Here is a 26492-nt window from a genome sequence, read left to right as displayed (position 1 = left end):
TCATTGTACAATAGCTGTAGCGCCGAACAGGAGGATATGGAAAATGAATAAAAAAATAGCTATCGTAACAGGAGCGTCTAGCGGTTTCGGTCTGCTGGCAGCAGTCAAACTGGCTCAGTCATTTTTCGTCATTGCCACAGCAAGGCAGCCCGAGAAAGCGGAACAGCTGCGCGGTTTAGCAGCAAAACATCATGTAGCTGACTCCATTCACATCACCGCTCTCGATGTCACTGATGAACACTCGATCGAAGCCTTTGGAAAAACCATAAGTGCGTATGCCCCAATTGATTTACTCGTCAACAATGCGGGGACAGCTTACGGAGGATTTATCGAGGATGTGCCGATGGAGCATTTCAGAAAGCAATTTGAAACGAACGTTTTCGGATTAATCAATGTCACAAAAACCGTCCTTCCTTACATACGAAAGCATAGCGGGGCAAAGATTATAAACGTAAGCAGTATCAGCGGTTTAACCGGATTTCCCGCATTGTCGCCTTACGCCTCTTCCAAGTATGCATTGGAGGGGTTTTCAGAAAGCCTGCGTCTGGAGCTGCTTCCTTTCGGCATTGAAACCGCTCTGATCGAGCCAGGCTCATACAAAACATCGATCTGGTCAACATCGTTATCGAATCACATGACTGTGCCGGCTGACGATTCAGCTTATCATCAATACTATAAAAAGATCCTTTCTTATGTTGAAAAAAATGCCGATGAAAGCGGAGATCCCCAAGAGGTTGCCGACCTCATTTATCAATTAGCGATGAAACAGCGTTTAAAGAAATTGCGTTATCCGATCGGAAAAGGCGTCAAGCTCACCCTGTTATTCCGAGCGCTTTTTCCTTGGTCCGCATGGGAGTCTATCCTGAAGAAAAAACTATTCAGTCGATCTAAATTATAATTATTATAATTTAGTATTGATTTTTAATTAATACGTGGTATAATTAAATTAACAGATCACAAGGAGGACGTAAGATTATGAAAACCGAAAACGCAAAAACAAACCTGACATTAGTTGAGAATTCAATGAACACCCAATTATCAAACTGGTTTCTTCTATACTCCAAGCTGCACCGTTTTCATTGGTATGTAAAAGGACCTCACTTCTTTACATTGCATGAAAAATTTGAAGAACTGTATGACCACGCGGCGGAAACTGTGGATACGATTGCTGAGCGCCTGCTGGCTATCGGAGGACAGCCTGTTGCCACTTTGAAAGAATACACTGAGCAAGCATCTATCACAGACGGCGGAAACGAAACGTCAGCTTCAGAAATGGTCCAAGCTTTGGTGAACGACTACAAACAAATCAGCAGCGAGTCTAAATTCGTCATCGGCCTTGCGGAAGAAAATCAAGACAATGCGACAGCAGACTTGTTTGTCGGATTAATCGATGAAGTCGAAAAACAAGTGTGGATGCTTTCCTCTTATTTAGGCTAAAAAAAAGCTGAACCCTCTTCGGGTTCAGCTTTTTTGCTATTTAGCTGCTGAGGCTTTCTGTCTGCTTGGTCAGTGTCACGTTCAGGTTTTTCGTTTTTCCGTTTCGTATCACTTGAATTGTTGTTTTATCTCCGACTTTTAAATCTTTATATAGGATTTGACGGATATCCGCACTGCTTTGGATATCTTTGCCGTTTAATTTGACAATCACATCCTCAGATTTCATTCCTGCTTTAGCCGCCGGTGAATTGGATTGAACTTCTTTGACGTAGACACCTTTGCTCAATTGATCGCCAAACAGGCCGAGTGTGTTTTCCTGGTACGTTTCAGGAACTTGTGACATATCAATCATTTGCACGCCTAAGAATGGACGTTCCACTTTTCCGTTTTCAAGAAGCTGGTCAACAATTGGCTCTACATCGTTGCTTGGAATCGCAAAACCGAGTGACTCAACCCCGTTTTCACTTACTTTCAAACTGTTGATACCGATCACTTGGCCGTTTGAATTGATTAACGGGCCGCCGCTGTTCCCCGGATTGATTGCCGCGTCTGTTTGCAGCACATTCATCTCAACCGTACCTTGAGTCGTATCGACATCAATCGTCCGGTTAAGTCCGCTGATGATCCCTTGTGTCACTGTTCCGGAGAACTGCTGGCCGAGCGGATTACCGATGGCGATGACTTTTTCACCTGTGCGCAGCTGCGAAGAATCACCGAAACTCGCCACTTTTTTGACGTTCTTGCCGCTGATTTCCAAAACAGCCAAATCTGTAATTGTATCGCTTCCCACAAGCTTGGCTGTCTCCGTTTTACCATTGTACAGAGTAACAGTCAGCTTATTCGCTCCTTCCACCACGTGGTTGTTTGTAATGATATATGCTTTGTTATTGTCTTTTTTGAAAATGACCCCTGACCCCGTTCCGCTTTCACTTTCAGAGCCGGAGCTGCCTTCTGTGCCGAATGTGTTATTTTGAGAGGTTTGGATATTTGAGATTCCGACAATTGTCGGCTCTAAGTCCTCTACCATATCAGCCACGTTGGTCGCGTTTGTCACAGGTGTCGTTGTAAAGTTGTCTGATTGCACCTGTTTATTTGCGGAAGCCGTCTCGGTCGTCTGATTATGGTCAGACGGCAAATAAGGCGCGATGCCGAGCATCAGTCCGCCGCCGATGATCCCGCCTAAAATCGGGCTCAGCCATGCGGCTCTCCGCTTCTTGTCTTTTTTTACAGCTGTTTCTTTCTTCTCCATTTCTAAAGCGGAAGCCGTTTCTTTTCGTCCCGCTTCATCAGAATGAAGCGGATCAAGCAATTCTTGTTCAGGATGCTCAATCAGCTTCCGGTTTTCTGTATTCATTTTTTCTGTATGTGAAGGTTCTGTGTGTTGTTCTCCGTTCTGGTCATCACGTCTGTAATCCATATGCATACACTCCTTATTCGGTTTTCGTTTATCGTTACATATTCATCGCATGTACAAGTTCAATTGTCCCAATAATGAGGAGAAAAGCAAAGCACCAAAATAGAATATGTTTGATCATCCTACATCTTCCCCGCTCTTTTCTTTTCCTTTCTTCCCTTATACACATCATAAACAAACATTGTGGGATAAAAATGAAAAGAATATGTGAAATTATGAAAATTGCCTGCCGTATGTTAAAACTAGTTTATAATGACGTTGAAAGGATGTGAAGAGCCTTGTCATATACCATTTATCTAGTTGAGGATGAGGATAATCTGAATGAATTGCTGACGAAGTATTTAGAGAATGAGGGCTGGAACATTACATCTTTTACGAAAGGCGAAGACGCCAGAAAAAAAATGACGCCGTCTCCCCACCTGTGGATTCTCGATATCATGCTGCCGGATACTGACGGCTATACATTAATAAAAGAAATCAAAGAGAAAGACCCTGACGTGCCGGTCATTTTTATTTCCGCACGAGACGCCGATATTGACAGAGTGCTTGGGTTAGAGCTTGGAAGCAATGACTATATTTCAAAACCATTTCTCCCGCGGGAACTGATTATACGTGTGCAAAAACTATTGCAGCTTGTCTATAAGGAAGCGCCGGCCGCACAAAAAAACGAAACCGTCGTCTCCTCCTATCGGGTCGCGGAAGACGCCCGTGAGGTCTATGATCAAAACGGCAATTTGATTAATTTAACGTCGAAGGAATTTGATCTCCTCCTCTTATTTATCCATCATAAAGGGCATCCATATTCCCGTGAGGATATTCTCGTCAAGGTATGGGGACATGATTACTTTGGAACTGACCGCGTTGTTGATGATCTTGTCCGGAGGCTGCGTAAAAAGATGCCTGAACTCAAAGTGGAGACCATTTACGGGTTTGGCTACAGGATGATGACATCATGAAAAACAAGCCGCTCTCGTTTCAAATATGGGTTGTTATCTCCGGCATCCTGTTAGCCATATCGATTTTATTGCTTGTTTTATTTTCAAACACGCTGCGTGATTTTTTCACCAATGAAACGTACACCACCATTGAAAATGAACAGCATGTTCTGACTGAGTACCGCCTGCCTGGTTCAATCGAAAGGCGCTATTACAGTGAGGAAGCCACGGCGCCGACGACCGTGCGCTCTGTACAGCACGTGCTTCTGCCAGAAAATGAAGCGGCTTCGTCAGACAAGGATTTACGAATCCTCTCGTCTGATTTTATTCATAAGGTATACCAGCTAGCTGATAAACAGGAAGCCAAAAAGAAACGATACAGCGCTGAAATTAATGGCGAAAAAGTGTTTTTTGTCATTAAGAAGGGACTTTCCGTCAACGGGCAATCCGCCATGATGCTGTCCTATGCACTTGATTCTTATCGGGACGATCTGGCCTTCACCCTGTTCAAACAGCTGCTGTTTATTATAGCGGTTGTCATTTTATTAAGCTGGATTCCGGCGATTTGGCTTGCGAAATATTTATCAAGGCCTCTCGTTTCGTTTGAAAAGCACGTCAAACGGATTTCAGAACAGGATTGGGATGATCCTGTCATAGTGGATCGGAAAGATGAAATCGGCAAATTGGGCCATACCATCGAAGAGATGCGCCAAAAGCTCGTGCAAAAGGATGAAACAGAAAGAACCCTTTTACAAAATATTTCTCACGATTTAAAAACGCCGGTTATGGTGATCAGGGGATATACCCAATCCATTAAAGATGGGATTTTTCCTAAAGGAGATCTTGAAAATACAGTAGATGTCATTGAAGGCGAAGCCCTTAAGCTGGAGAAAAAAATAAAAGATTTATTATATTTAACAAAGCTCGATTACTTATCTAAGCAAAAAGTACAACATGAAACATTCAGTATTATGGAAGTGACAGAAGAAGTCATTGAAAGACTGAAATGGGCGCGAAAAGAAATATCATGGGGAATTGATGTAGAAGAAGACATTCTCATGCCGGGTGATCCCGAGCAATGGAACAAGCTTCTGGAGAACATACTGGAAAATCAAATCCGCTATGCCGCAACAAAGATTGAAATCATCATGAAACAAGATGATCGGAATATCTTTATCACCATTAAAAATGACGGACCGCATATTGAAGATGAGATGCTTTCCAGCCTTTATGAGCCTTTTAATAAAGGGAAGAAAGGCGAATTCGGCATTGGGCTCAGCATCGTAAAACGCATTTTAACTCTTCATAAGGCGTCTATCTCAATTGAAAATGACAAAACGGGTGTAACATACCGCATAGCAGTGCCAAAATAGACTGTAGATGTTTTTGCAGTCTATTTTTTATGTGAAAGAATAGCCGTTAAAATCTCTGTAATTTGTTTTGAGCGGCTGTTTGCATTGATGAACCCATTTTTTCTCTGACAACGTCTGCTTCGGATATTTGACTTTTTCCACTTTAATTCCTCTGTTTCGCAAGCGGCTGATCATTTCGTCCAATTCTCTCATTTCAGATTCACCCTTTCGCTTGAGCTTTGACCGTTCGGTCATCTCAATTTATAATATAAATAATACATGATAAAAAAACAAGTTACAATAAGGTTAAATTTATAACGTACGGTATGACTATATGGTCATATCCTATGTAGGCCTCAGGCTCCGAAAGGGTGGAACCATTTGAAGGAAAAAGAAAAGCTGATTATTGAAACAGCCATTAAACTGTTTGCCCAAAAAGGATATAACTCAACATCGGTTCAGGAAATTGCCAAAGCATGCAAAATTTCTAAAGGCGCTTTTTATATTTATTTTCCTTCTAAAGAAGCGCTGCTTTTGTCTATGCTGAATTACTATTATGATAAAACGTTTACCCGTATTTTAAATATTAAAACGAAAGGCGACAGCCCCAGAACAGCTTACCGCAAGCAGCTTACCGTGTTCTATGAAAACATCCTTGAACACAAAGACTTTATTACAATGCAGATGAAGGAAGGTTCTCTGCCTTATACGGATGAAGTAGAGCAATACGCGAAAAAAATCCGACAGACTTCCCTTCAATTTCACATTGACAGTCTGTTAAACATATATGGAGAGAAAGCTGAACCTTATACAGCGGAGCTTTGTTTTCTAATAGAAGGAATCAGCCAGATTTACCTGGAATGCATGATTTTGCTCGGGTATACTGTGAAGCCGGATCAATTAGCAGATATCGTTATTAACCGAATTGATGATATGGTCAAAGGCATGTCTGAACGAAACGATGAGCCTTTCATTACATTAGAAGAAGCAAGCTCTTTATTCGGGCCCCTGTCTCACGGACGGCCTGACCCGCTGACTGAATCGATTGTGAAAAGCCTTCGTGAAAAAATAAAAAACTTGAACACAAACTCCTCTTTTGAATTATCGGAGAGCTTGGACATACTTGAAGCAGAAATGAAGAAAAAAACACCGAAGCTGGTGATCATAAAAGGAATGATCCATAATCTGATGGAGTCGGAAGCTCTCGCAGAGGATGCCGAGCAGCTTACATATCTCTTGAAACAGCAATATATTTAGAAGAACGGCTGCTTTACAAGCAGCCGTTTTTTCTCTATTACGCCTTTGGTTTTACCATATCTTCCGGTTTCACCATTTCGTTAAATTGTTCCTCTGTCAGCAATTCAAGCTTCAAAGCCGCTTCTTTCAGCGTCAATCCCTCTTTATGGGCAAGCTTGGCAATTTTTGCGGCGTTTTCATATCCGATATGCGGATTCAGCGCCGTAACCAGCATTAAAGAATTCGACAGGTTTTCCTGAATCGTTTCTTTATTTGGCTCGATACCGACAGCACACTTATCATGGAAGGAGTTCATTCCGTCACTCAGCAGCTGCACGGATTGCAGGAAGTTGTAAATGATCACAGGTTTAAATACGTTTAGTTCAAAGTTCCCCTGACTTGCGGCAAAGCCAATTGTCGCATCGTTCCCCATAATTTGCGCTGCGATCATCGTCAGTGCTTCACTTTGTGTCGGGTTCACTTTTCCAGGCATAATGGAGCTGCCAGGCTCATTTTCAGGAATGACAATCTCCCCGATGCCGCAGCGAGGCCCGCTCGCAAGCCATCTGACATCGTTTGCGATTTTCATTAAATCAGCGGCAAGAGCTTTTAAAGCGCCGTGTGCATATGTGATTTCGTCATGGCTTGTCAGCGCATGGAATTTATTCGACGAGCTGTTAAACGTTTGACCTGTCAGTTTCGTGATCTCCTCTGAAACAAGCTCTCCAAATTCCGGGTGAGCATTGATTCCTGTTCCGACAGCTGTACCTCCGATTGCAAGCGCGCGCATTTTGTCTGTCGCTTCTAAAATCATTTCCTTCGAACGATCGAGCATGTGCACCCATCCGCTGATTTCCTGTCCAAGAGTCAGAGGTGTGGCATCCTGAAGATGCGTACGTCCGATTTTCACAATATCATTGTATGCTTTCGCTTTTTCGTCTAACGTATTGCGAAGCTGATCAAGCGCAGGCACAAGCTGTTCATAGACAGATAAAACGGCAGCAACGTGCATCGCTGTCGGGAACGTATCGTTTGAGCTTTGGCTGCGGTTAACGTCATCGTTTGGATGAATCGTTTGATCAGAGTTCTTTTCTTTTAATAACGCAGTCGCACGATTGGCCACCACTTCGTTCATGTTCATGTTGCTTTGTGTGCCGCTTCCGGTCTGCCATACAACAAGCGGGAAGTTATCATCGTATTTGCCTTTGAGCACATCATCACAAACTGCTGCAATGGCTTCCGCTTTTTCCGCATCTAGATTGCCCAGGCGTTTATTAGCGATCGCCGTGCTGCGTTTCAATATTGCAAACGCCTTCACAACACGCATCGGCATTTTTTCAGAACCAATCTTGAAGTTCTCCTTGCTTCGCTGTGTTTGGGCGCCCCAAAATTTATCAGCAGGAACTTTTACTTCTCCCATGGTGTCTCTTTCAATTCTGTAGTCCATTTTATGTATCCCTCCATAACGGTTGCTTCAATAGATCAAATTCGCCAGTGATATAAAAAATCCTTTTTATTTTTCGATCTTGGCAGATTTTAATTTTAATTCAAGATATACGCGGGAGTCCTTTGAATATTTGTACTTCGGATTCGTTCGCCCGTACTCCCTCGATGTATAAGAGACATCGTAATGCTTTTCAAATGATTTAATGAGCTGTTCTATTTCTTCTTGTTTTCCTGCAAGTCTTACCTGTGCCACTTCATATCCTCCGCTTTCATAAAAAACTTCTGCCATAAAATACTGTAACACAGTATATCATTTTTTTAACAGGAAAAGATAACCTCTACTAAGGTTTTGGACAAGAGGTGACCTCGTTGGAACAAACAGAATTTAAGGAATATATACACGATAATTTAGCATTGGTGCTTCCAAAATTAAAAGAAAACGATGATCTGGTGAAAAATAAAAAAATGCTGGCGAACGGACTTGTTTTTTACTATCTCTACTTTAGTGAATTGAATGACCAGCAGAAGGTTTTGGAATCGATCAAAACCTTAATCAAGGATGAGGAGACACTCACGATTGACCAGGTCAAAAAACGCCTCGACCAAATTGACGCAAGGCCAGTAGAAACGTCCGAAAAAACGGTTAAGGAAATTCTCAGCGGCAATTGCGCGGTGTTTGTTAATGGCCTCAACAAAGCCTATATCCTGTCCACAGGAAAGAAACAAACAAGAAGCCTGACAGAGCCGACAACTGAAAAAGTGGTTCGCGGACCAAAGGTTGCGTTTGTGGAGGATATCGATACAAATCTTGCTCTGATCAGGCAAAGGACCTCTCATCCGAAACTCATTACCAAAAAAATCATGATTGGCGATAACAAACTGAAGCCGGCGGCGATGATGTACATTGAAGGCAAAGCAAAAAAGTCCGTTGTGAAAGAAGTAAAAGCGCGGCTTAACAATATCAAACTGGAGGATATCCAGGACAGCGGAACGCTTGAAGAACTTATTGAAGATAATAAATACTCGCCGTTTCCGCAAATTCAAAATACGGAAAGGCCCGATAAGGTGTCGTCCGCCCTGTTCAACGGCCGGGTTGCGATTTTGGTGGACAGTTCCCCATTTGTGCTTTTGGTGCCGGTTTCACTCGGTGTACTGATGCAATCTCCGGATGATTACTACGAACGCTGGATCTCGGCATCCCTCATCCGGTCGCTGCGTTTTGCTTCTATATTCATCACCTTGTTTTTGTCATCGATTTATATCGCACTCGTGTCATTCCATCAAGGGCTCTTGCCCACCGCGCTCGCCGTCACAATTTCAGCAAACAGGGAAAACGTGCCGTTTCCTCCGATATTTGAAGCCTTGCTGATGGAAGTGACGATCGAGCTGCTAAGAGAAGCCGGGCTGCGTCTTCCCAACCCACTTGGCCAGACGATCGGCCTCGTCGGGGGTGTCGTCATCGGACAAGCGGCGGTAGAAGCGAATCTCGTCAGTTCGATTATGGTGATTGTCGTCAGTGTCATTGCCCTTGCATCCTTTACCGTTCCCCAATACGGAATGGGTCTGTCTTTCCGGGTGCTGCGTTTTATTTCGATGTTTTCCGCCGCAATACTCGGGCTGTACGGGATTATTTTATTTATGCTGGTCATTTATACGCACCTTACGAGACAAACGAGCTTTGGATCTCCGTATTTTTCGCCAAATGGATTTTTCAGCCTGAAAAATACAGAGGATTCCATTATCCGTCTCCCAATTAAAAACAAACCAAAAGAGGCGAATAATCCAAATGAGCCAAAAACAGACTCCACTCAAACTTAATACCTTTCAAGGTATTTCTGTTGTTGCAAATACAATGCTCGGTGCTGGTCTTTTAACATTGCCCCGAGCGCTGACCACTAAGGGTAATACTCCTGACGGCTGGATCTCGCTGATATTAGAAGGTGTCATTTTTATTTTTTTCATTTATTTAAACACGCTCATTCAGAAAAAACATCAATATCCCTCACTGTTTGAGTATTTGCGGGAAGGGCTTGGGAAATGGATTGGCAGCATCATGGGGCTTTTGATCTCCTGCTATTTTATCGGAGTGGCCAGTTTTGAAACCAGGGCGATGGCTGAAATGGTGAAGTTTTTCCTGCTGGAGAGAACGCCGATTCAGGTCATTATTTTAACGTTTATCTGCTGCGGCATCTATTTAATCATTGGGGGGCTAAGTGATGTTTCGCGGCTGTTTCCCTTTTATTTAACGATTACGATTATTATTTTGCTGATAGTGTTTGGGATCAGTTTTAAAATTTTTGACATCAATAACTTGCGCCCTGTTTTAGGTGAGGGCTTGGGACCCATTGCGAACTCCCTAACTGTCGTTTCCATCTCTTTTTTAGGAATGGAAGTGATGCTGTTTCTTCCTGAACATATGAAGAAAAAGAAATACACATTCAGATACGCGGCTATCGGATTTCTGATTCCGATTATTTTATATATCCTGACGTATATCATCGTTGTCGGGGCTTTGACAGCTCCTGAGGTGAAAACGCTGATCTGGCCGACCATTTCTCTCTTTCAGTCTTTTGAGCTGAAAGGCATATTCATTGAACGGTTTGAATCGTTTTTGCTAGTCGTTTGGATTATTCAATTTTTCACAACGTTTGTCATTTACGGGTATTTTGCCGCTAACGGGCTGAAGAAGACGTTTGGATTATCGACTAAAAAAAGCATGGTTCTCATTGGCGCGGCTGTCTATTATTTTTCTTTGTGGCCGGATGACGCCAATCAGGTCATGATGTATAGCGATTATCTCGGATACATTTTCGTCTGCGTGTTTTTACTTCCCTTCATTCTCTTTTTCATTGTAGCTGTCAAAAGGAGGATTACAGCAAAATGAAAATCCGGATTTTATGTATTTTCATATGCACCCTTTTGCTGTCCGGATGCTGGGACAGCAAGAATATCGAAGAATTAAGCTTGGTGATCGGAGTAGGCTTAGACAAGCCGGATGATCATAATTTAGAACTGACCCAGCAGATTCTTGTGCCGAAAAAAATCAGTTCAAAGGAAGGCTCTTCATCTGATCCGACACAGATTGCTGTCACAAAGGGTGAAACGGTTCATCAAATGATGAGAACGTCGGCATTAAAGCACAATCCTACATTTTCCCAGCATTTACGTCTCATTTTATTTTCCAAGGACGTGCTTGCTGATATTGGAATGGACTCGATCATTAATCAATTTGTCAGAGACAACGGGACAAGGCGGAGTTCGTATGTGTTTGTCACCGATGGACGCCCGAAGGACATATTTAAAATGAATGATCAAGGCGAGCCCGCATCCAATGTGATTTATGATCTGACAGAGAATGACAAGGTCACCATCAGAATGATGGAGCCTGTTACATTGGGGGAGATTTCAGAACACTTGACCTCTGACGATTCGTTCCTCATTCCCCATGTCGGTGTGGAAAACGGCAAACTCGCAATAAACGGAGCTGCTATCATAAAAGATAAGTTATGGAGCAGAAATTTAACACCGGGTGAAGTTCAAAATATTAACTTATTTACCGGCGCGGTCAAAGGCGGCGTCATTGATTTGAGACGTAATGGCTATCTTTTTTCTTACGAAGTGTATTCCAGCAATCGAAAGGTCAAGACATCCTACAAGGACGGAAAGTTTACATTCACCGTCACACGCAATATTGAAGGGCGTTTATCCGAGGACTGGAATCCTGATGAAGATTCGTTTAAGGATTCATATATCAAAGATATTGAAAGAACAGTCGAAAAACGATTAAAAGACACAGTCACAGCATTTATTAAGGGCACGCTGCAGAAAGAGATCAAAACAGACGTGACCGGACTGGGAAACGAAGTCAGAATCCATTATCCTCAGAAATGGAAAAAGATCTCAAACAAATGGGATGATTATTTCAGCAATGCGGAAATAGAATATCATGTCAATGTGGTCGTCAGAGACTTCGGAACGAAGGGCGCGTCCAAATAACGGACGCCTATTTTACGAGGTGATTGCGGTGTGCGTAGACGGCTGCCTGTGTCCGGTCGCTGACATCCAGCTTTGATAAAATATTGGTGATGTGGGTTTTGACTGTTTTGATCGTGATAAACAGCTCCTCCCCAATTTCTTTATTTGTTTTTCCTTCTGCAATCAGACAGAGAATCTCAAGCTCCCGTTTCGTGAGGGATTCATGCGGGAGCGCGTTTTCGCCTGAGTGGCGCAGCCGGGATAATACTTTCCCCGCCACTTTTGATTCAAGCTTTGGCTCTCCCTTGCTTGCGGCACGGATCGCATCAGCGATTTCGGCCGCTTTTGACGTTTTTAATAAGTAGCTGAGCGCTCCCGCTTCAATGACCGGGTACACTTTGTCATCATCAATGAAGCTTGTGAGCACAATAATTTTCGGATCGGAAAGCTTCTGGCAAATTTGCTTTGTCGCTTCAATGCCGTCCATGCCTTCCATGACAAGATCCATTAAAATCACATCAGGCTTTAATTCAACAGCAAGCTGTACACCCTCGCTGCCATCAGATGCTTCGCCGATGACATCAATATCGGGCTGTGCTTCCAAAAAAGCGGCGAGCCCCATTCTGACCATTTCATGATCATCAATCAACAATACTCGAATCACGTTCGTTCTCTCCTTTTTCTTCCGGGAAAATCGGGACCTTTACTTCGATTTGTGTGCCTTTTCCTTCAACCGAAATTACCTCGGCAACTCCGCCGATTTCGCTTGCACGTTCTTTCATCGAATTCAAGCCATAGGATGACGCTTTTACCTGGTCCATCTTAAATCCTTTTCCGTTATCAATGACCTTCAGCCGCAGCTGATTGTTCTTTGCACCGAGGATTACGGATACTTTTGAGGCTTTTGAATGCCTGAATACATTCGAAAGGGCCTCCTGTACGATCCTGAATAAATGATCCTCTACTCCTTTGGAAATCGGTGTATCCTGTATGTCCCACTCGATATCAAGCGGCTGTTTTTTCCGGAACTCGTCCAAAAGCTCCGTAAGACCCTCCTTCAGCCCTTTCCCTTCGAGCGTCACTGGCCTTAAATGGAGCAGCAGCGCCCTCATTTCATTTTGGGCTTCTCCCGCCATGTGCTCTACCATCTTGATCCGTTTCACAGTTTTATCATCCGTATCTTTTACGTGTTCTAATACGGCGGAGGTCATCATGGATATCGCAAAGAGCTGCTGGCTGACAGCATCGTGCAGGTCTCTTGCCAATCGCTGGCGTTCTTCTGTAATGACTGATTTCTTCATTTGCACCTGCCATTCAGCCCGTTCATTTGAAAGCTTTTGCAGGGAAGCGACTTGAAGTTCAACCCGCTTCGCCATTTCATTCAGCTGATCGGCTGCAAGCCCGATTTCATCGTCCCCGAGCGGCGGTATACGATAAGCGAAGTTACCGTTTTCAAATGTTAAAATCGATTCGATCAATGTATCGACCCTTGTTTTCAGCCGGTTGCCGTACATGTAGCCTGACGCAAAACCGATCGTAAGGCTGATCAGCACCAAAATCAGGATAAACGGAATCCCGAACCAGCTTGACGACAGCAGCACAAACGGATCGAGCCGATAGTAAACCATCATAAAAGAAATCAAGCAGACAAAAAGGAGCAGACTGATTCCCGTTGTCATGCGAATGGCGCGCCACTGGAGACTGGCAAGCAGTTTTTTTCTCATACGTATTTCACATCCACATCACCGATAAATAGGGAGACGGATACCTTTACCCGGCGTTTGGACTCGCTGAAATCAGAAGACGCAGCGTATACCTTTGTGCCTAATCCGCTTTTCTTCGAGCCGATCAGATTAATGTCGCCGATAAAAACGGACGAGCTGACAGCCACTTCAAGGTCTGATGGAACATAAATATCAACGTTTCCGATCACTCCGCTGATGACAATCGTGCTCTCTCCCTCCGGAATCATCGCTTTTGACAAGTCGATTTTCACATCGCCGATAAAACCCGATACATTTAAATCATTCAGATCAAACGGCTGCTTCATCATCAGAAGCTCGCCGATAAAAAAGCTTCGCATGTCAGGGTGTTTCACATCTTTAGGAGGCTCGGACTGTTTTTCTTTTTTCGTTAAGTCGATAGGCTTCTCACTCGGTTCAAAAATTGGCTTTCCTTTCACAAGCCGGTAGCCGGCGTAGATTAAAAATGCGGCAAACGCGTAGCCAAATAAGTTAAAGGTGATGCTGAACAGATTTTTCAAAAATAAGAAAGCGGCAAAGATATACATGACGGACCCAAGCCAGTCACGGGAGTACTTTTTTAAAAAATAGCCGGCAATCAGAAAAAAGAGCGGCCAAAACAGCAGATCGCCTATTCCGATAATTTGCAAAAACATACTGATGCCAAATAAAGCAATCATAAGTCCGAGAAGCTGTTTTTTTGTCATTCTGGTTGTTCCGCCTCCTTTCTTCTGCCAGATGCTACTGTATCGCTACATCCCCGCTGTCTGTTTTAATATCGACTAGATGCTGGCCGCTTCCATGTGAGCCTGTGATTTGATGATGATCTTTATGTGCTGTATCAGCAAATGGATACGCCGAGCTGACGCTTCCGCTCTCTGAAGCCGCATTGACTTTGAAACTGCCGTTTTCGGGAAGCTCCAGATACACATCACCGCTCGTTAATGTGACAGCTGAAGAGCCTGCTACCTTTTCTAAATCCGCACGAAAGTTTCCTGATGTCATCCGTACATCAAGTGAGCCTGAAACACCGTCCAAGTTTGCGTCGCCTGAAGTTAAACGGATGCCGGCTGTTTTAGCGTCTGTATTTGATATCGACACATCCCCGGAAGAGCCCTTCATCTTCAGCTCTTGAAGGCGGATACCCGTTACGTCCATATTTCCGCTTGCAGACGCTGCGTTCAGCTCGGAAAGCGTGAGATGTTTGTTACCGGCTACAGACACGTCGCCGCTTGAGGTTCTCACAACCAAACCGCCTTTGTACGTGTATGGAATGCGGACGACAAGGGAAGCGCGATGAAATCCATTCAAAAATTGAAATTCTTTTTCCTTTGCCGTCAGCTCCAGCTTTCTTCTCTTTTCAGCCACAAACAATTTCCCAGAGTCACCTGAGATGGTTGCTGATATGTCATTACGCTCTTCCGCTATGATCTTCACATTCTTGTGATCCGATTCAATGATTACGCTTTCGATCTCATACGGTGAAGCACTGGCTGAATCAGCTTCAGTGCCGTTTATGAATGAAAGACCTTCAGCAAGCACGTCTTTGATAACAACTGCGGAAAAAACAAGAATACCGGCAATGATCAGCAGTTTGCCCAGCATTTTTTTCATTTGTTTTCATCCTTCTCATTCATTCTATTATAAAGGAAAAGCCTGTGAATTGATACGTGCGGAAGGGAAGGACTTGACGAAAACCCTTCCCTGTCCCGCTTATTCATTTGCTGCATGTGATGTTTGATCTGATTTTTTCAATGAGAGTTCCCGCATCTTTTCGATTTCAGCTTCTACTTCACCTGCAAATTCACTTCGGCTCGATTCTGTGCCGGCTTCCGCTGATTTCGAATAATCAGCACGGATTTCCATTTCCTCAATTCGGTTTTCAATCCGCAGAAATTCACGATACGCGCTTTCACTGTCAATTTTGTCGAATGTCGCGTTCATATGCTCTTTTGCTTTTGCGGCGTTTGCCCGGGCAATCAGCGCCTGTTTTTTATCCTTTACGTCCTGAAGCCTTGTTTCAAGTGTGGCCAGCTGTTCTTTCAGCTCAGCCAGCTGGCTGCTTGCCTGTTCGTAGGAAGCTTTGTGCTCTGCTGCCTTTCCCTCTAAATACTTCATTTCTGTCAGCGCTTTTTTCGCAAGCTCTTCTTCACCGGCATCAAAAGCGAGCTGAGCTTGATTCTTACGCTTTCCAGCCACTTCATTTGCTTCTTCATATTTTTTCTTAAATTGAAAGGCAATCGTATGCTGTTTGACGATCGTTTGTTTTGCTTTTGCAATATCGCTTTCCATATCACGAACGTATTGATTCAGCATCACCTTAGGGTTCTCCAGTTTATCCAAACCTTCATGAACTGACGCAACAAACATATCTCTCATTCTTTTTAATACCATACCGTTATTCCTCCTCATATCATGTGTTATTTTTTCTTTAAGAAATTTTCCCATTCGTCATCAAAATGAGACTGGTAGCCGGCAGAAGCTGGCTCAGGGTCAAAGCCTGACACATCGCTTTCCGCGGATCCGTTTTTCATCAGTTTCCAGCCGTAATACACCATAGCGGCTGCGAGTGCAATTCCGACGAGAAACGGCAGTGAGCAAATGAGCATCATCGCCCCGATTCCGCCCAAGATGATGCCTGTGATGGTTTTGCCCGCTGCGAATCTTTTGATTCCCGCGTATGTCAGCAAGCCTCCGATCGCAAGCGGAATCATAAATCCGAAGCTGCCTCCCCCAAAAAAGACGGAGATTCCAAATACAATTAATAAGAATCCGCCTATCGTTTTCTTGTTGATCTTCATGCAGATCCTCCTTTCGTTTTCCTTGTCTTCATCTTATACAAAACAGAAGATGAGCAAAACGAATCAGAGATTGATTTTTGGATAAGACCAGAGTCGTAGACAGCACCGGACCCAGCGGCATAAAAAAAGCCATGCACGAGGCATGGCTTCTTCAAAAACCTTTACAGATGAACACTTGCTTCCCTTTCTTTTACCAAATCGGATTGTTCTGCTTTGGCCAGCTTTGTAAACAGAAGGATTCCGATACCCGCGATAATTTCCACAACTCCCCCGGCAGCGATCACATTTCCTGAACCAAAAGCATTTGCGGCATATCCGCAAATGACAGCGCCGGCCGGAATCGAAATATTTGAGATCATATGTATGACGGCATAAACTTGCGGCTGGTCCTCGCTATCGACAGATGTCTGTATAATCGTATACTCGGGAACATTGATCGCACTGACTGCAGCGCCAAAAGTAAAGGCGGCGAAAAAGACGAGCGGCAAAAAGGTATTCATTCCGGTAATAAAGAATGCGAACCCTTCAATAATGCCTGCCGTTACGAAAAGCAGTCCGTACTTGTTTACTTTTACTTTTGTCAGTACAAATCCCAATAAAAACGCGCCTATTGCGGTGGTGGCTTTTAATAGCGAATATACAATCGGCTGTCCGTTTAAATCCTCCGCAACATACACAGCGGAGAGCGCTTCCCAAGGGGCTGCCGCGAAATTCATAAAAATACAATAGATAGCGAGCGGATATAAGATTTGGTGTTTTCTGACAAGGACAAAACCGCGTTTCAGTCTGCCAAAATATGTACCTCTCTGTGCAACGGCTGCTGATTCCGATTTTGTTTCAACAGCAGTGTATTTGATAAAGAGAACAAGAAAACCAGAAATAAGATAAAGTACGAGAGCCATAAGCATTGTATATGAGGGACTGATAAACGTAAGGAGAGCGCCGCATAGTGTCACAGCTCCAAGCCGGACAATTTGGGCGGACGACTGCAGCACAGCATTTGCTTTTTGAATGCCCTTTTCATCTACAATTTGAGGGATTAAAGCAATGGAAGCAGGATTGTAGGCAGCGCCAGTAGCTGAATGCACAATCATAAGAGTCATAACAAACCACAGCGGAGAGAATCCGCCGAAATGGCAGATCGGAATGATTAAAACAACCGCGGCTCTTGTCAGGTCTGAAAAGTACATCCAGAATTTCAATGTATTCTGCTTCATGAAAGGACCCGTCACAGGTGCTAAAACGGCTTCCGGCAAAAAGGTGACAGCAATCAATAAAGCAGTTCCGATCGCACCTTCACCGTCAAAAATCAAAAACCATAATATCGAATTAAATGCGAACATATCGCCGGAAATCTTGACTATTCTTGAGAAAAAAAGAAAGTTAAAATTTCTCTTCCAGACGCTATCACTTTCAATGAGTCTCACCATCTATCAGAGCCCCCCACTGCCTATTTTTTACATCAATTTGTTACAATATCTCATTTTTCCATTTTTCAGTCAATAATTCATAAGGTTCATTTTTTGTCGTAAAAAGGGAAATTGACAAAATGAAAAAAATAAAAAGCCGGCATGTACTGAAAATGCCAGCTTTCAATAATGTTTTTTATGATCCGCTGCTGTTTCGATCGCGAAACACAATAGCGCTTCTTTCATACTCCACATCGTCAATACCGCTTCTCACATTGACAGCCCGTGCTGCGGCAAAGAAATAGTCGGACAATCGATTGAGATAACGGAGCACCATTTCATGGACCTCTTCCGTTTTCATCAGCGCCACCACTTGGCGTTCCGCCCGCCTTGTAATGGTGCGCGCCACATGGAGAAGCGAAGCGGCCTTTGATCCGCCCGGAAGAATAAATCTCTTTAGGTCGGGTGCCTCTTCTGTATAGGCGTCGATGCGCATTTCTAAAAAGGAGACGGATTCTTCCTTCAACTTATAGTCTCTTTTTTCTGTGATGATTGCCAGATCGCCCCCGCAGTCAAAGAGCTCGTGCTGAATGTTGAGCAGCTCGGCCGTTAGATCCTCAAAGCCGCGCTTCCCGGAAAGCTCAGCCAAAGCCAGTCCGACAAAACTGTTCAGCTCATCAATCGTGCCGTAGCTTTCTACTCGGAGGCTGTCCTTGTCTGTTCTGCCTCCGATTAAACTCGTTTGCCCGTTATCGCCTGTTTTTGTATATAGTTTCATCATATCTGTCTCCTTTACAGACTTATTCAAGCAGGTCCGCAGCCTCCCGCACACATTCAGCTGTCCCAAACCGAATCAATTGATTCAGCCGTTTTTCTATGGTTTCTGAAGATGTCTCTTCAGTTTGTGTCGCTGCAACGAGGATTTCTCCATGTTCATCCTGTTCACCGCCCAGCACTTTCATCCGCTCGGCTTCCGCCCCCATGACAGCCCTGACAAAGAATTGGTCTTTCGCAAAGCCGTTGATCAAAATCCATATCGAAAAGCCGGACATGACACAAATACAAACGGACAGCTCTTCGTCTTCAAACGTACGGCACACAAGCCGGTCAAGTCTGCCGGAGGAGGCCATCGCACAGGTTTCCTGCGGATAAAAGCCGTTTTCAGATAAATAGGCTGAAAGCTCCTCTTTTTGATCAGACTGGGCAGGCAGCCGTTTATGGAGAAACGTCCGGTTCCAAGAAAAGCCTGAACCGACAGGAGCAGAAGCCAGCGTGCGGAGCGGGATTTCCGTTTGCAAGAGGATCTCGTCGCGCCGCACTTGCAGCAAAGTTTCAAACGGAATCGCCTGCTGCTTTAGGTCGCTGTTTTCAGGCTGAATTGCAATAAGCGGTTTAGGCAATTGATGATGGATGAAAGTGCTGACTTTCGTGTTATACAACGCCTTAATGTGCTCTTCTGTGATGGCGGTTTCCGGTTTTTGCTTAGGCCCGGCTGTTCCGTTTTTTATAAAGACGATTTCATCACAGTACAGGCTAGCGGTGTTCAGATCGTGAAAAACACTGACAGCAGTCAGCCCATTTTCTCTCGTCAGGCGCTTGATAAGATCGAGCAGTTCTTTTTGATAGGCCAAATCCAGAAAATTAGTCGGTTCGTCTAAAAATAAAATGCGCGGCTGCTGCGCCAGTGCTTGAGCCAAATAAACCCGCTGCTGTTCGCCCCCGCTTAGATCACGAATCGATTTCTCAGCGAAAGCGAGTACCCCTGTTTGTTCCATCGCATTCCGAATAATGGCTTCATCCTCTTCAGTCTGCTGGCTGAACAGCCCTTTTTGAAATGGATATCTGCCGAAGGATACGGTTTCTTTGACAGTGAAGCTAAAGGCTTGCTCTGTTTTTTGCGGCAGAACCGCCATCATTTGCGCCAGTTTCTTCGGTTTATATTCAGTGAGTGGTTTGCCAGCCAGACAAACGGAGCCTTCTATTGCCGGAAGTGTTCCTGTCAGCAAGTGAAGCAGTGTTGTTTTTCCGCTCCCGTTCGGTCCGAGAATGCCAAGAAATTCTCCCTTCTTCACTGTTAAACTGATATTTTTAATCAGCCGGCTGTCTCCGTAACCTCCCGACAGCCCCTCTGCCTTGATCATAAGCTTCTCCCCCCGCGATGCTGCCGAATTAAAATCAGAGCGAAAACAGGAGCTCCCGCTAAGGCTGTAATAATGCCGATCGGCAGTTCAACCGGTTCAATCATTGTTCTCGAAAGCAGATCGGCCAAAACGAGAAATCCCGCGCCAAGCAAGGCAGACAGCGGCAATAAATGCCGGTGATCCGTTCCCCACAGCAATCTTGTGATATGCGGAATCACAAGCCCGACAAAGCCAATGGTGCCGGATACAGCCACAGCGCTGCCTGTCAGCAGTGACCCTGCAATTAAAATCAGCATTTTTCTGTGCTGGACGCTGACCCCGAGAAGCCTTGCTTTCTCCTCTCCATAGGTCATCACGTTGAGTTCTCTTCCGTTTATGATCAGGATCACGGTTCCTAAAAGAAAAAACGGGAGAAACAGGGCAACGTAGCTCCAGCCTCTCATCGAGACGCTGCCAAGCAGCCAATGCACAATCGGCAGCAAATTATCACCTGTCAGAGCAATGATGAGAGAAATAAATGCGCCCAAAAATGAATTGATGATGACACCGGTCAGAATAAGCGTAGAGACAGACATCGAAGCGTGAACGAGGCGGCTGAACGAAAGAACAGCCACAATCGTGACAAGCGCTGCTGCTACACTTACAACCGGCAGTGTAAAGCCTCCGATGACGGGTAATTGCAGTCCAAAAAATAAGGTTGAAACCGCCCCGACGGAAGCACCGGACGAAACACCGAGCGTATACGGATCAGCGAGCGGATTTTTCAAAAGCCCCTGAAAAGCAGCCCCTGCGATAGAAAGAGCCGCCCCCACAAGGGCGGCCAGCACGACTCTCGGCAGTCTGATATTCATCATAATATTTGTATACATTGGATCATAGGAGCCGGCAGAGCCGCCAAAACCTTCATGCCAAAAGATATGAAAGATGGCGGATATCGGAATTGGCAGACTGCCGCAGGAAATGCCCAATATGATACTGGCAGCTAAAAATAAGAAACTGATGCTATAAGCAGCAAAACGATTATTCTTTAAACGTATCCGGGTAGATGCTTTCCGCAAGTTCTTCGACCCCTTCGATCAGACGCGGACCTGAACGTGTGACGAGATCAGGATCAACATCATAAACGCGATGATGTTTCACAGCATTGATTCCGCTCCAGCCATCGCGTTTTTCCACCGCATCCGCTTTTACACCGTCCGTTGTGACAATGGCGTCTGGATTCAGCTTTACGATGACCTCGTCTGTCATTTGCACCCAGCCTTTTTGATCCGCTGCAGCGTTTTTAGCATGGATGACATTCAGCATTTCATTCATAAACGTGTCTTTTCCGGTTGTGTAAATGTCAGGATCAGGCGAAACCTCAATAAAGACGCTTTTTTCCTCGTCTTTTGAAATGGATTTCGCTTTTTCTTTAATCTCCTGCAGGTCTGATTTCATGCTGTTGACCAGTTGGCCCGCTTTTTTCTCAGCTCCGGCAGCTTCACCGATCATTTCGATTGATTTGTATACCTCTGCGAATGATTGTGCATCATTGACAGTCAGCACAGCAATGCCAGCGTCCTTCAGCTGCTTGATAGCATCTGCTGAAGCTGACATGGAAGATTCATGAGCGAGAACGAGATCAGGTTTAAGAGAAATGACTTTCTCGACGTTTACATTCATATCCCCAACCTTCTCAACCTGTTTGACTTCCTTTGGATATGTATCGTTTGTGGTGACGCCGACCACTTTGTCACCGAGTCCGAGAGCATATGTAATTTCCGTGTTGCTCGGCATTAACGAAACAATTTTTTTCGGCTCCTTTTTGATGGTAACATCCTGGTTCGACGCATCATCAATTGTGACAGGGAACGCTTCAGACGCGGCTGTCTTTTGCTTCGCATTGGAATCCTTCTCATCTGCCGCATTGCCGCAGCCTGAAATCATAATGGCGGTCAGCAGAAGCACCGCCCATATTCCGGCTAATTTTTTCATACCCTTTCCTCCTAAATGAACTAAAAAAGCATCTCTACGATGGTAAAGACGCTGTAAACAACAAAAAAGCCTATTGTTTACACATCATCTGTCCTCGCAGACTTCGTGTTTATCAAACAGGCAGGTATCCTGGCTCTTGGCGCAAAGGCCAATTACAGTGGCGGGACCGCACCGGCTTTTACCGGTTTCCCTATTAAGCCGGCTATTTTCACGTACCGGCACCTGTTTGACATTCGTATCCTTTTTCGGAGTTATTATACTATATGGCTGACAGGCTTGTATATGCAGTATGAATGACTTTTCCGCCGCTGCATGTATGGAAGCAAAATTCTCGTAAACACTAAATTTCAGCTTGTATACTAAGTAGCATGATCAATAAAAAAGGAATGATTCTTATGGACTTACAGCTAAAAGACAAGCTTGTCTTAATCACAGGCTCAACTTCCGGCATCGGGAAAGCCGCAGCGAAAAGCTTTTTGCAAGAAGGGGCAGCCGTTATAGTCAATGGCCGAAAACAAGAGACAGTCGATCGCACGGTTGAAGAGCTTTCTTCATATGGAACGGTGCATGGAGCAGCCGCTGACTTATCAAAACCGGATGAAGCAGCAGCTTTTCTTGAAAAAGTGAAGCAGATCGGTGATATAGATGTTCTTGTCAACAATCTCGGTTTCTTTGAAGTGAAGGATTTCGCCGAGGTAACGGATGAAGAATGGAATCAATATTTTGAAGTAAACGTGATGAGCGCTGTTCGGACAAGCCGTCACTTCCTTCCAAAGATGCTTGCCAAAAACAGCGGCCGCATTTTGAATATCGCAAGTGAAGCAGGCGTCAAACCGCTTCCGACTATGATTCCTTATTCAATGACCAAAACAGCGCTGATCAGCCTGTCCAGAGGAATGGCTGAAATGACGAAGGGCACAAAGGTTACGGTTAATTCAGTGCTCCCGGGACCTACTTGGACAGAAGGCGTTGCTTCCTATATGGAGGGCGCCGCAAAGGCAGCCGGCCAGGATACAGATACATTTGTGAAAGACTATTTCAAAGTGAATGAGCCGACTTCACTCATTCAAAGATACGCAACAGCCGAAGAAGTCGCGAGCACAATTGTATTCCTTGCATCTGATGCCGCATCTGCCATTAACGGCACGGCACAGCGTGTGGAAGGCGGCATTATCCGTTCACTTTAAATACAAAAACGCATCCGTTTTCGGATGCGTTTTTTTTATAACTCCCCAGCGAATGGAACCGGCTGGTATCCGCCCGTTTCAAGTTTGGCTGAAAACAATCCGCCCGCATGAGGCTGTTCATATCTTTCTGTTTCAGTCATTTGTTCAGTAGCTGTTGTGATGTAAAGGGTTTTCATGTCCTGGCCGCCGAACGCACAGCACGTGACATATTTGGCCGGAACACTTATTGAACCAATTTCTTTTTTCTGAAAAGGATCAATGTGAACCACACGGCTCCCGCCAAACAGCGCCACCCACAGCATGCCGTTTTGATCAATTGTCATGCCATCCGGCAGTCCATCCGATTTTTCAAAACGGTAGACGGTTTCTCGGTTTGAGACGTTTCCGCTTTCGGGATCGTATTGATAGCACACAATCTCCTGCGTCGGCGTGTCAATGTAGTACATCAGGCTGCGTTCGCGATCCCAATCCAAACCGTTCGAGGTTGAAACTTGATCTTTCATTTTGACAAGGCTGCCATCTGTGTCCAAACGGTAAAGCGAGGCTTGTTTTTGTTCGCCTTCCATGCTCGTCGTTCCTGCCCAAAGCCTTCCGTACGGATCACATTTGGCGTCGTTAAACCGAAGGCTCTCATGCATATCCTTCGGCTGTTTGATTTTTTCAAGACTATCATCAAGAAGATGATACAGGTAAAAACCGTCTTTCATCGTCATGATCAGCTCATCCTTTGAATATTTCGCAAGCGCCGTCACAAAGGATGTAAATTTGACCGAACGATTGATTTTTTCTTTAGGATCGAAAATATGGAGCTCGCTTCCTAAAATATCAACCCAGTATAGACGGCCGTTTTCTTCATCCCATAACGGACCTTCACCGATTACTGCCCTAGTGTCTGCTTCTAATATTGCATCCATGTGTAACACCTCTTTAGCTTCAGTCTATATATTGTTATTCCCGGCAAAGAGGTGTCCAAACCACACGCCTTATTCTTTTTTGAAAAGGATGGTAATGACGGAGCCAATATTGATCCTGCTGTTGACGTGAATCGTTCCGTTATGCAAATGCACCAGCTCTTTGGCAATCGCCAGTCCAAGCCCCGTCCCGGCAGCCGGATCTTTCGTATTGGTTCCTCTGTAATAACGGTTAAATAAATGGGTAATCGTTTCCTCGTCCATTCCTTTTCCATTGTCTTTGACCTTCAATGAAATATGATTTTTTGTCTGTTCAAGAACCACCTGGATCGCTGTTCCTTTATCGTTGTGCTTCACAGCATTTCCGAGCAGATTTTCCAGAATGCGTCTGAACCAGGCTTCATCCAGCGCAAATTCAATATGCTCTTCTCTTGATACAAATGAAATATCATATCCTTCAGAAAACGGATTTTTCTTGAAGTCCTCAATGACATTTTTAAAAAACGGAATGAGGTTCGTGAGCTTTCTCTCCATCGGCAGAGCGTCATTTTTCAGACGATACGTTAAATTTAAGTCCTCGATCAGCTTTGACATGTATTCCGATTTCTCTCTGACAACCTGTCCCATTTCTTTCACTTCATCAGGAGACCATTCGTATTGCTTCGATTCAAGCATCATGCTGTAGCCGTAAATGCTGCTGAGGGGTGTTTTTAAATCATGAGACAAACCGGCGATCCATTCTTCCCGTGTCGCCTGGATTTTTTCTCTGTTTGTCTTATCCCGTCTCAGCGTTTCAGTCAGCTGATCCATAGATTCAAATATCTCACCGAAGAAGCGGTAAGGCTGTTTGATTTTTCCCTTTTTGTTTTTACTGACAGGGCGCCCTTTACGGTTTTTCGGTTCTTCAAGCTTCCCTTTTGATAGATTGACAAGCCATTTGATTGTATGAAAAATCGGCAAACCGAATCTGAACATATACCAGGCAGTCATCCAGAATATATAAAGAATCAAAACGCCCATAATCAGAAACATCGCTTTCAGGACAACCCTCAGAAACGATTTATTAAACTCCTGGTCAGTAATATAGACAGGGTTTGGCACCGAAGCGACCATCCACCTGTTTTGATCGAGGAATTTAACAGAAATCTCCCGTTTATAGTTCCATGGTTTAGAGCTGTATTTGAGAAGCTCCAGCTGGTTCATCGTTTTTCTTTCGCTTTTCTTGCTGTTAATGCTGTCGAGTATGTTCCCGTTTCTGTCTAACAGATACACGGCTCCTTTTTCACGCTTAATATAGTCAATTGTACTGGACTTATATTGTGACAAAGAGTCGATGGAGGGTTCACGGCTTTCAATGGAAGTCAGCAGCTGTTCGCTCTTTGATTTCCAGCCGAACAAGAGGAGGTACGACTTGTCTTCAATATTGATTGCCCAATAATTCAGCTTATAGTTATCAAGCTTCTTGCTTTTATAAATAGACAAAAGCTCCTTCTTGGTGTAGGTGCCGGGCACGTCTTTCGGCACGCTGTAGGAATAATCCGTTTTTCCATTAGAATCAATGATTTGCATCCAGCCGTGCTGTTTATCAACAGATTTCTTCAGAAAATCGTCCACTTCCCATGACCCGTCTTCGTTTACATCGAGATACGCCTCAAGCGTGTCAGTCGTTGCCTTTGTCAGCCCTGAATTTGATTCCGCATCGCTGAATCGCGAGTCTAAATAGAAAAAGGAAGCCACAAGCATGATCGAAAGAAGAAGGATAACAATCAGCATCTGCCCGAAAAAGTGAAACAGAAACTTCCACCTTAACCTCATGGGCGCTTTCCGTTTCCTTCTGGACTCGGGATAAAACGGTATCCGAGACCGCGAACGGTTACGATATATTCCGGATTGCTCGGGTCACGCTCAATTTTTTCCCGGAGCTTACGGATATGAACCATGACGGTATTGTTATCTCCGTACGAAGGATAGCCCCATACTTTTTCATAAATTTGATCTTTAGAAAGCACCACATTGGGATGTTCGCAAAAATACTGAAGCAGCTGCAAAAGCTGAGCCGAACAGGCTACAGTTTCCCCGCCCACAATCAGCTCGGCATTTTGCGGAGAAAATGTAAAGTAATCATATGTATAGGTTTTGTTTGATTCGGCTGCATTCGACTGATACGTACGCTTTAAATGCGCTCTGATCCGCGCGGCTAATTCCAGCGGATTAAATGGTTTTGTAATATAATCATCAGCTCCGACCGCAAAACCCGATAATTTGTCAGCGTCCGATGATCTCGCCGTCAGGAAAAAAATCGGGGCGTCTGAATACTCCCTGATTAATGTGCAGGCCTCAAAACCGGTCATTCCGCCCATCATGACATCCAATACGATTAAATCAACCTTATTTGTCTTGACAACCGGAATGGCTTCCTCTGCACTTGCCGCATCCAGTATATGTCGATAACCTTCTTTTTCGAGAACGCGTTTGATCATATCCACAATCGCTTTCTCATCGTCTACGATTAAAATTGACGCATTTTCCACT

At 44.4% G+C, this 26492-nt stretch carries 27 protein-coding genes and 1 riboswitch; of the genes, 9 read left to right on the top strand and 18 right to left on the bottom strand.

Features of this window, described 5'->3' with window-relative positions; translation table 11 throughout:
* Positions 1-43: 43 nt before the first annotated feature.
* Together H7F27_RS04560 and mrgA are read left to right on the top strand one after the other, a co-directional pair.
* Positions 44-898, top strand: coding sequence for an oxidoreductase (locus tag H7F27_RS04560; RefSeq protein WP_024122789.1), 855 nt, complete (start codon positions 44-46; stop codon positions 896-898).
* A gap of 77 nt (positions 899-975) precedes the next feature.
* Positions 976-1437, top strand: coding sequence for a Dps family protein (mrgA, locus tag H7F27_RS04555; protein ID WP_024122790.1), 462 nt, complete (start codon positions 976-978; stop codon positions 1435-1437).
* A gap of 40 nt (positions 1438-1477) precedes the next feature.
* Here mrgA and H7F27_RS04550 read toward each other — a convergent pair whose 3' ends face one another.
* Positions 1478-2854: a S1C family serine protease gene (locus H7F27_RS04550; protein WP_185848645.1), complete on the bottom strand. Its 1377-nt coding sequence runs from the start codon at positions 2852-2854 to the stop codon at positions 1478-1480.
* 275 nt (positions 2855-3129) lie between these two features.
* Here H7F27_RS04550 and cssR point away from each other — a divergent pair, with 275 nt between their 5' ends.
* Positions 3130-3807 (top strand): two-component system response regulator CssR, encoded by a 678-nt coding sequence (cssR, locus tag H7F27_RS04545; RefSeq protein WP_185848644.1) that lies wholly within the window; start codon positions 3130-3132, stop codon positions 3805-3807.
* On the top strand, positions 3804-5159 hold the full coding sequence (gene cssS, locus H7F27_RS04540) for a two-component system sensor histidine kinase CssS (protein ID WP_024122793.1): 1356 nt from the start codon (positions 3804-3806) through the stop codon (positions 5157-5159). The genes cssR and cssS overlap by 4 nt, the downstream gene beginning before the upstream one ends.
* A 27-nt stretch (positions 5160-5186) precedes the next feature.
* Here cssS and spxO read toward each other — a convergent pair whose 3' ends face one another.
* On the bottom strand, positions 5187-5351 hold the full coding sequence (spxO, locus tag H7F27_RS04535; RefSeq protein WP_003221681.1) for an anti-adapter protein SpxO: 165 nt from the start codon (positions 5349-5351) through the stop codon (positions 5187-5189).
* Between the two features lie 168 nt (positions 5352-5519).
* On the opposite strand from spxO, the gene H7F27_RS04530 reads away from it, so the two are divergent.
* On the top strand, positions 5520-6395 hold the full coding sequence (locus tag H7F27_RS04530; protein WP_103671341.1) for a TetR/AcrR family transcriptional regulator: 876 nt from the start codon (positions 5520-5522) through the stop codon (positions 6393-6395).
* Positions 6396-6432: 37 nt separating this feature from the next.
* Here H7F27_RS04530 and fumC read toward each other — a convergent pair whose 3' ends face one another.
* Both fumC and H7F27_RS04520 read right to left on the bottom strand, forming a co-directional pair.
* Positions 6433-7821 (bottom strand): class II fumarate hydratase, encoded by a 1389-nt coding sequence (gene fumC / locus H7F27_RS04525; RefSeq protein WP_010331827.1) that lies wholly within the window; start codon positions 7819-7821, stop codon positions 6433-6435.
* 66 nt (positions 7822-7887) lie between these two features.
* Positions 7888-8073, bottom strand: a complete 186-nt coding sequence (locus tag H7F27_RS04520; protein WP_010331829.1) for a YvzF family protein — start codon at positions 8071-8073, stop codon at positions 7888-7890.
* A gap of 116 nt (positions 8074-8189) precedes the next feature.
* Here H7F27_RS04520 and H7F27_RS04515 point away from each other — a divergent pair, with 116 nt between their 5' ends.
* Genes H7F27_RS04515 through H7F27_RS04505 form a run of 3 tightly spaced genes read left to right on the top strand, consistent with a single transcriptional unit; the run spans position 8190 to position 11816 of the window.
* Complete coding sequence (locus H7F27_RS04515) at positions 8190-9638, top strand: spore germination receptor protein GerAA (protein ID WP_101859972.1); 1449 nt, start codon at positions 8190-8192, stop codon at positions 9636-9638.
* Positions 9607-10704: a spore germination receptor protein GerAB gene (locus H7F27_RS04510; protein WP_101859971.1), complete on the top strand. Its 1098-nt coding sequence runs from the start codon at positions 9607-9609 to the stop codon at positions 10702-10704. The genes H7F27_RS04515 and H7F27_RS04510 overlap by 32 nt, the downstream gene beginning before the upstream one ends.
* Complete coding sequence (locus H7F27_RS04505; protein WP_101859970.1) at positions 10701-11816, top strand: spore germination receptor protein GerAC; 1116 nt, start codon at positions 10701-10703, stop codon at positions 11814-11816. The genes H7F27_RS04510 and H7F27_RS04505 overlap by 4 nt, the downstream gene beginning before the upstream one ends.
* A gap of 7 nt (positions 11817-11823) precedes the next feature.
* Here H7F27_RS04505 and liaR read toward each other — a convergent pair whose 3' ends face one another.
* The 11 genes from liaR to H7F27_RS04450 form a co-directional block, all read right to left on the bottom strand.
* Positions 11824-12459: a two-component system response regulator LiaR gene (gene liaR / locus H7F27_RS04500; protein WP_024122798.1), complete on the bottom strand. Its 636-nt coding sequence runs from the start codon at positions 12457-12459 to the stop codon at positions 11824-11826.
* Positions 12437-13519 carry a two-component system sensor histidine kinase LiaS gene (gene liaS / locus H7F27_RS04495; protein ID WP_024122799.1) on the bottom strand — a complete coding sequence of 361 codons (1083 nt, stop codon included), beginning with the start codon at positions 13517-13519 and terminating at the stop codon, positions 12437-12439. The genes liaR and liaS overlap by 23 nt, the downstream gene beginning before the upstream one ends.
* Positions 13516-14244, bottom strand: coding sequence for a cell wall-active antibiotics response protein LiaF (liaF, locus tag H7F27_RS04490; protein ID WP_024122800.1), 729 nt, complete (start codon positions 14242-14244; stop codon positions 13516-13518). Before liaF ends, liaS begins: the two co-directional genes overlap by 4 nt.
* A 34-nt stretch (positions 14245-14278) precedes the next feature.
* The gene (locus H7F27_RS04485; protein ID WP_185848643.1) at positions 14279-15151 is read right to left on the bottom strand and encodes a LiaG family protein; all 873 of its coding nucleotides are present in this window, start codon (positions 15149-15151) and stop codon (positions 14279-14281) included.
* Between the two features lie 99 nt (positions 15152-15250).
* On the bottom strand, positions 15251-15931 hold the full coding sequence (liaH, locus tag H7F27_RS04480; protein ID WP_024122802.1) for a stress responsive protein LiaH: 681 nt from the start codon (positions 15929-15931) through the stop codon (positions 15251-15253).
* Between the two features lie 26 nt (positions 15932-15957).
* A complete protein-coding gene (gene liaI / locus H7F27_RS04475) occupies positions 15958-16338 on the bottom strand; it encodes a cell envelope stress-induced membrane anchor protein LiaI (protein ID WP_024122803.1) in 381 nt (126 codons plus the stop codon).
* Between the two features lie 161 nt (positions 16339-16499).
* Positions 16500-17768 (bottom strand): MFS transporter, encoded by a 1269-nt coding sequence (locus H7F27_RS04470; protein ID WP_024122804.1) that lies wholly within the window; start codon positions 17766-17768, stop codon positions 16500-16502.
* Between the two features lie 175 nt (positions 17769-17943).
* Positions 17944-18525, bottom strand: coding sequence for a cob(I)yrinic acid a,c-diamide adenosyltransferase (locus H7F27_RS04465; RefSeq protein ID WP_185848642.1), 582 nt, complete (start codon positions 18523-18525; stop codon positions 17944-17946).
* A 22-nt stretch (positions 18526-18547) separates the two neighbouring features.
* Positions 18548-19888, bottom strand: coding sequence for an ABC transporter ATP-binding protein (locus H7F27_RS04460; protein ID WP_185848641.1), 1341 nt, complete (start codon positions 19886-19888; stop codon positions 18548-18550).
* Positions 19885-20946: a FecCD family ABC transporter permease gene (locus H7F27_RS04455; RefSeq protein WP_185848640.1), complete on the bottom strand. Its 1062-nt coding sequence runs from the start codon at positions 20944-20946 to the stop codon at positions 19885-19887. The genes H7F27_RS04460 and H7F27_RS04455 overlap by 4 nt, the downstream gene beginning before the upstream one ends.
* The gene (locus tag H7F27_RS04450) at positions 20909-21862 is read right to left on the bottom strand and encodes an ABC transporter substrate-binding protein (protein ID WP_185848639.1); all 954 of its coding nucleotides are present in this window, start codon (positions 21860-21862) and stop codon (positions 20909-20911) included. The genes H7F27_RS04455 and H7F27_RS04450 overlap by 38 nt, the downstream gene beginning before the upstream one ends.
* Positions 21863-21963: 101 nt before the next feature.
* Positions 21964-22103, bottom strand: a riboswitch (cobalamin riboswitch).
* Between the two features lie 154 nt (positions 22104-22257).
* Between H7F27_RS04450 and H7F27_RS04445 the strand changes: the two genes are divergently transcribed.
* Positions 22258-23049 (top strand): SDR family NAD(P)-dependent oxidoreductase, encoded by a 792-nt coding sequence (locus H7F27_RS04445; protein WP_024122809.1) that lies wholly within the window; start codon positions 22258-22260, stop codon positions 23047-23049.
* A 35-nt stretch (positions 23050-23084) separates the two neighbouring features.
* Here H7F27_RS04445 and H7F27_RS04440 read toward each other — a convergent pair whose 3' ends face one another.
* The 3 genes from H7F27_RS04440 to yvrH all read right to left on the bottom strand — a co-directional run bounded on the left by H7F27_RS04440 (position 23085) and on the right by yvrH (position 26491).
* A complete protein-coding gene (locus H7F27_RS04440; protein WP_185848638.1) occupies positions 23085-23963 on the bottom strand; it encodes an SMP-30/gluconolactonase/LRE family protein in 879 nt (292 codons plus the stop codon).
* Between the two features lie 69 nt (positions 23964-24032).
* Complete coding sequence (locus tag H7F27_RS04435; RefSeq protein WP_185848637.1) at positions 24033-25775, bottom strand: two-component system sensor histidine kinase YvrG; 1743 nt, start codon at positions 25773-25775, stop codon at positions 24033-24035.
* Positions 25772-26491, bottom strand: coding sequence for a two-component system response regulator YvrH (gene yvrH, locus H7F27_RS04430; RefSeq protein ID WP_024122812.1), 720 nt, complete (start codon positions 26489-26491; stop codon positions 25772-25774). Before yvrH ends, H7F27_RS04435 begins: the two co-directional genes overlap by 4 nt.
* Position 26492: the final 1 nt, after the last annotated feature.

This window comes from Bacillus sp. PAMC26543 (genome assembly GCF_014250375.1).
Classification (GTDB): domain Bacteria; phylum Bacillota; class Bacilli; order Bacillales; family Bacillaceae; genus Bacillus; species Bacillus halotolerans.
Note: the sequence above shows the minus strand (reverse complement) of the source record. Positions and strands in the feature narration are given on the sequence as shown.

Excerpts from the sequence above, each read along its gene's own strand:
- H7F27_RS04560 (WP_024122789.1), top strand. The coding sequence starts at position 44 with ATGAATAAAAAAATAGCTATCGTAACAGGAGCGTCTAGCGGTTTCGGT.
- mrgA (WP_024122790.1), top strand. The coding sequence starts at position 976 with ATGAAAACCGAAAACGCAAAAACAAACCTGACATTAGTTGAGAATTCA.
- H7F27_RS04550 (WP_185848645.1), bottom strand. The coding sequence starts at position 2,854 with ATGGATTACAGACGTGATGACCAGAACGGAGAACAACACACAGAACCT.
- cssS (WP_024122793.1), top strand. The coding sequence starts at position 3,804 with ATGAAAAACAAGCCGCTCTCGTTTCAAATATGGGTTGTTATCTCCGGC.
- spxO (WP_003221681.1), bottom strand. The coding sequence starts at position 5,351 with ATGAGAGAATTGGACGAAATGATCAGCCGCTTGCGAAACAGAGGAATT.
- fumC (WP_010331827.1), bottom strand. The coding sequence starts at position 7,821 with ATGGACTACAGAATTGAAAGAGACACCATGGGAGAAGTAAAAGTTCCT.
- H7F27_RS04510 (WP_101859971.1), top strand. The coding sequence starts at position 9,607 with ATGAGCCAAAAACAGACTCCACTCAAACTTAATACCTTTCAAGGTATT.
- H7F27_RS04505 (WP_101859970.1), top strand. The coding sequence starts at position 10,701 with ATGAAAATCCGGATTTTATGTATTTTCATATGCACCCTTTTGCTGTCC.
- liaS (WP_024122799.1), bottom strand. The coding sequence starts at position 13,519 with ATGAGAAAAAAACTGCTTGCCAGTCTCCAGTGGCGCGCCATTCGCATG.
- liaF (WP_024122800.1), bottom strand. The coding sequence starts at position 14,244 with ATGACAAAAAAACAGCTTCTCGGACTTATGATTGCTTTATTTGGCATC.
- H7F27_RS04485 (WP_185848643.1), bottom strand. The coding sequence starts at position 15,151 with ATGAAAAAAATGCTGGGCAAACTGCTGATCATTGCCGGTATTCTTGTT.
- liaH (WP_024122802.1), bottom strand. The coding sequence starts at position 15,931 with ATGGTATTAAAAAGAATGAGAGATATGTTTGTTGCGTCAGTTCATGAA.
- liaI (WP_024122803.1), bottom strand. The coding sequence starts at position 16,338 with ATGAAGATCAACAAGAAAACGATAGGCGGATTCTTATTAATTGTATTT.
- H7F27_RS04470 (WP_024122804.1), bottom strand. The coding sequence starts at position 17,768 with ATGGTGAGACTCATTGAAAGTGATAGCGTCTGGAAGAGAAATTTTAAC.
- H7F27_RS04465 (WP_185848642.1), bottom strand. The coding sequence starts at position 18,525 with ATGAAACTATATACAAAAACAGGCGATAACGGGCAAACGAGTTTAATC.
- H7F27_RS04460 (WP_185848641.1), bottom strand. The coding sequence starts at position 19,888 with ATGATCAAGGCAGAGGGGCTGTCGGGAGGTTACGGAGACAGCCGGCTG.
- H7F27_RS04450 (WP_185848639.1), bottom strand. The coding sequence starts at position 21,862 with ATGAAAAAATTAGCCGGAATATGGGCGGTGCTTCTGCTGACCGCCATT.
- H7F27_RS04445 (WP_024122809.1), top strand. The coding sequence starts at position 22,258 with ATGGACTTACAGCTAAAAGACAAGCTTGTCTTAATCACAGGCTCAACT.
- H7F27_RS04440 (WP_185848638.1), bottom strand. The coding sequence starts at position 23,963 with ATGGATGCAATATTAGAAGCAGACACTAGGGCAGTAATCGGTGAAGGT.
- H7F27_RS04435 (WP_185848637.1), bottom strand. The coding sequence starts at position 25,775 with ATGAGGTTAAGGTGGAAGTTTCTGTTTCACTTTTTCGGGCAGATGCTG.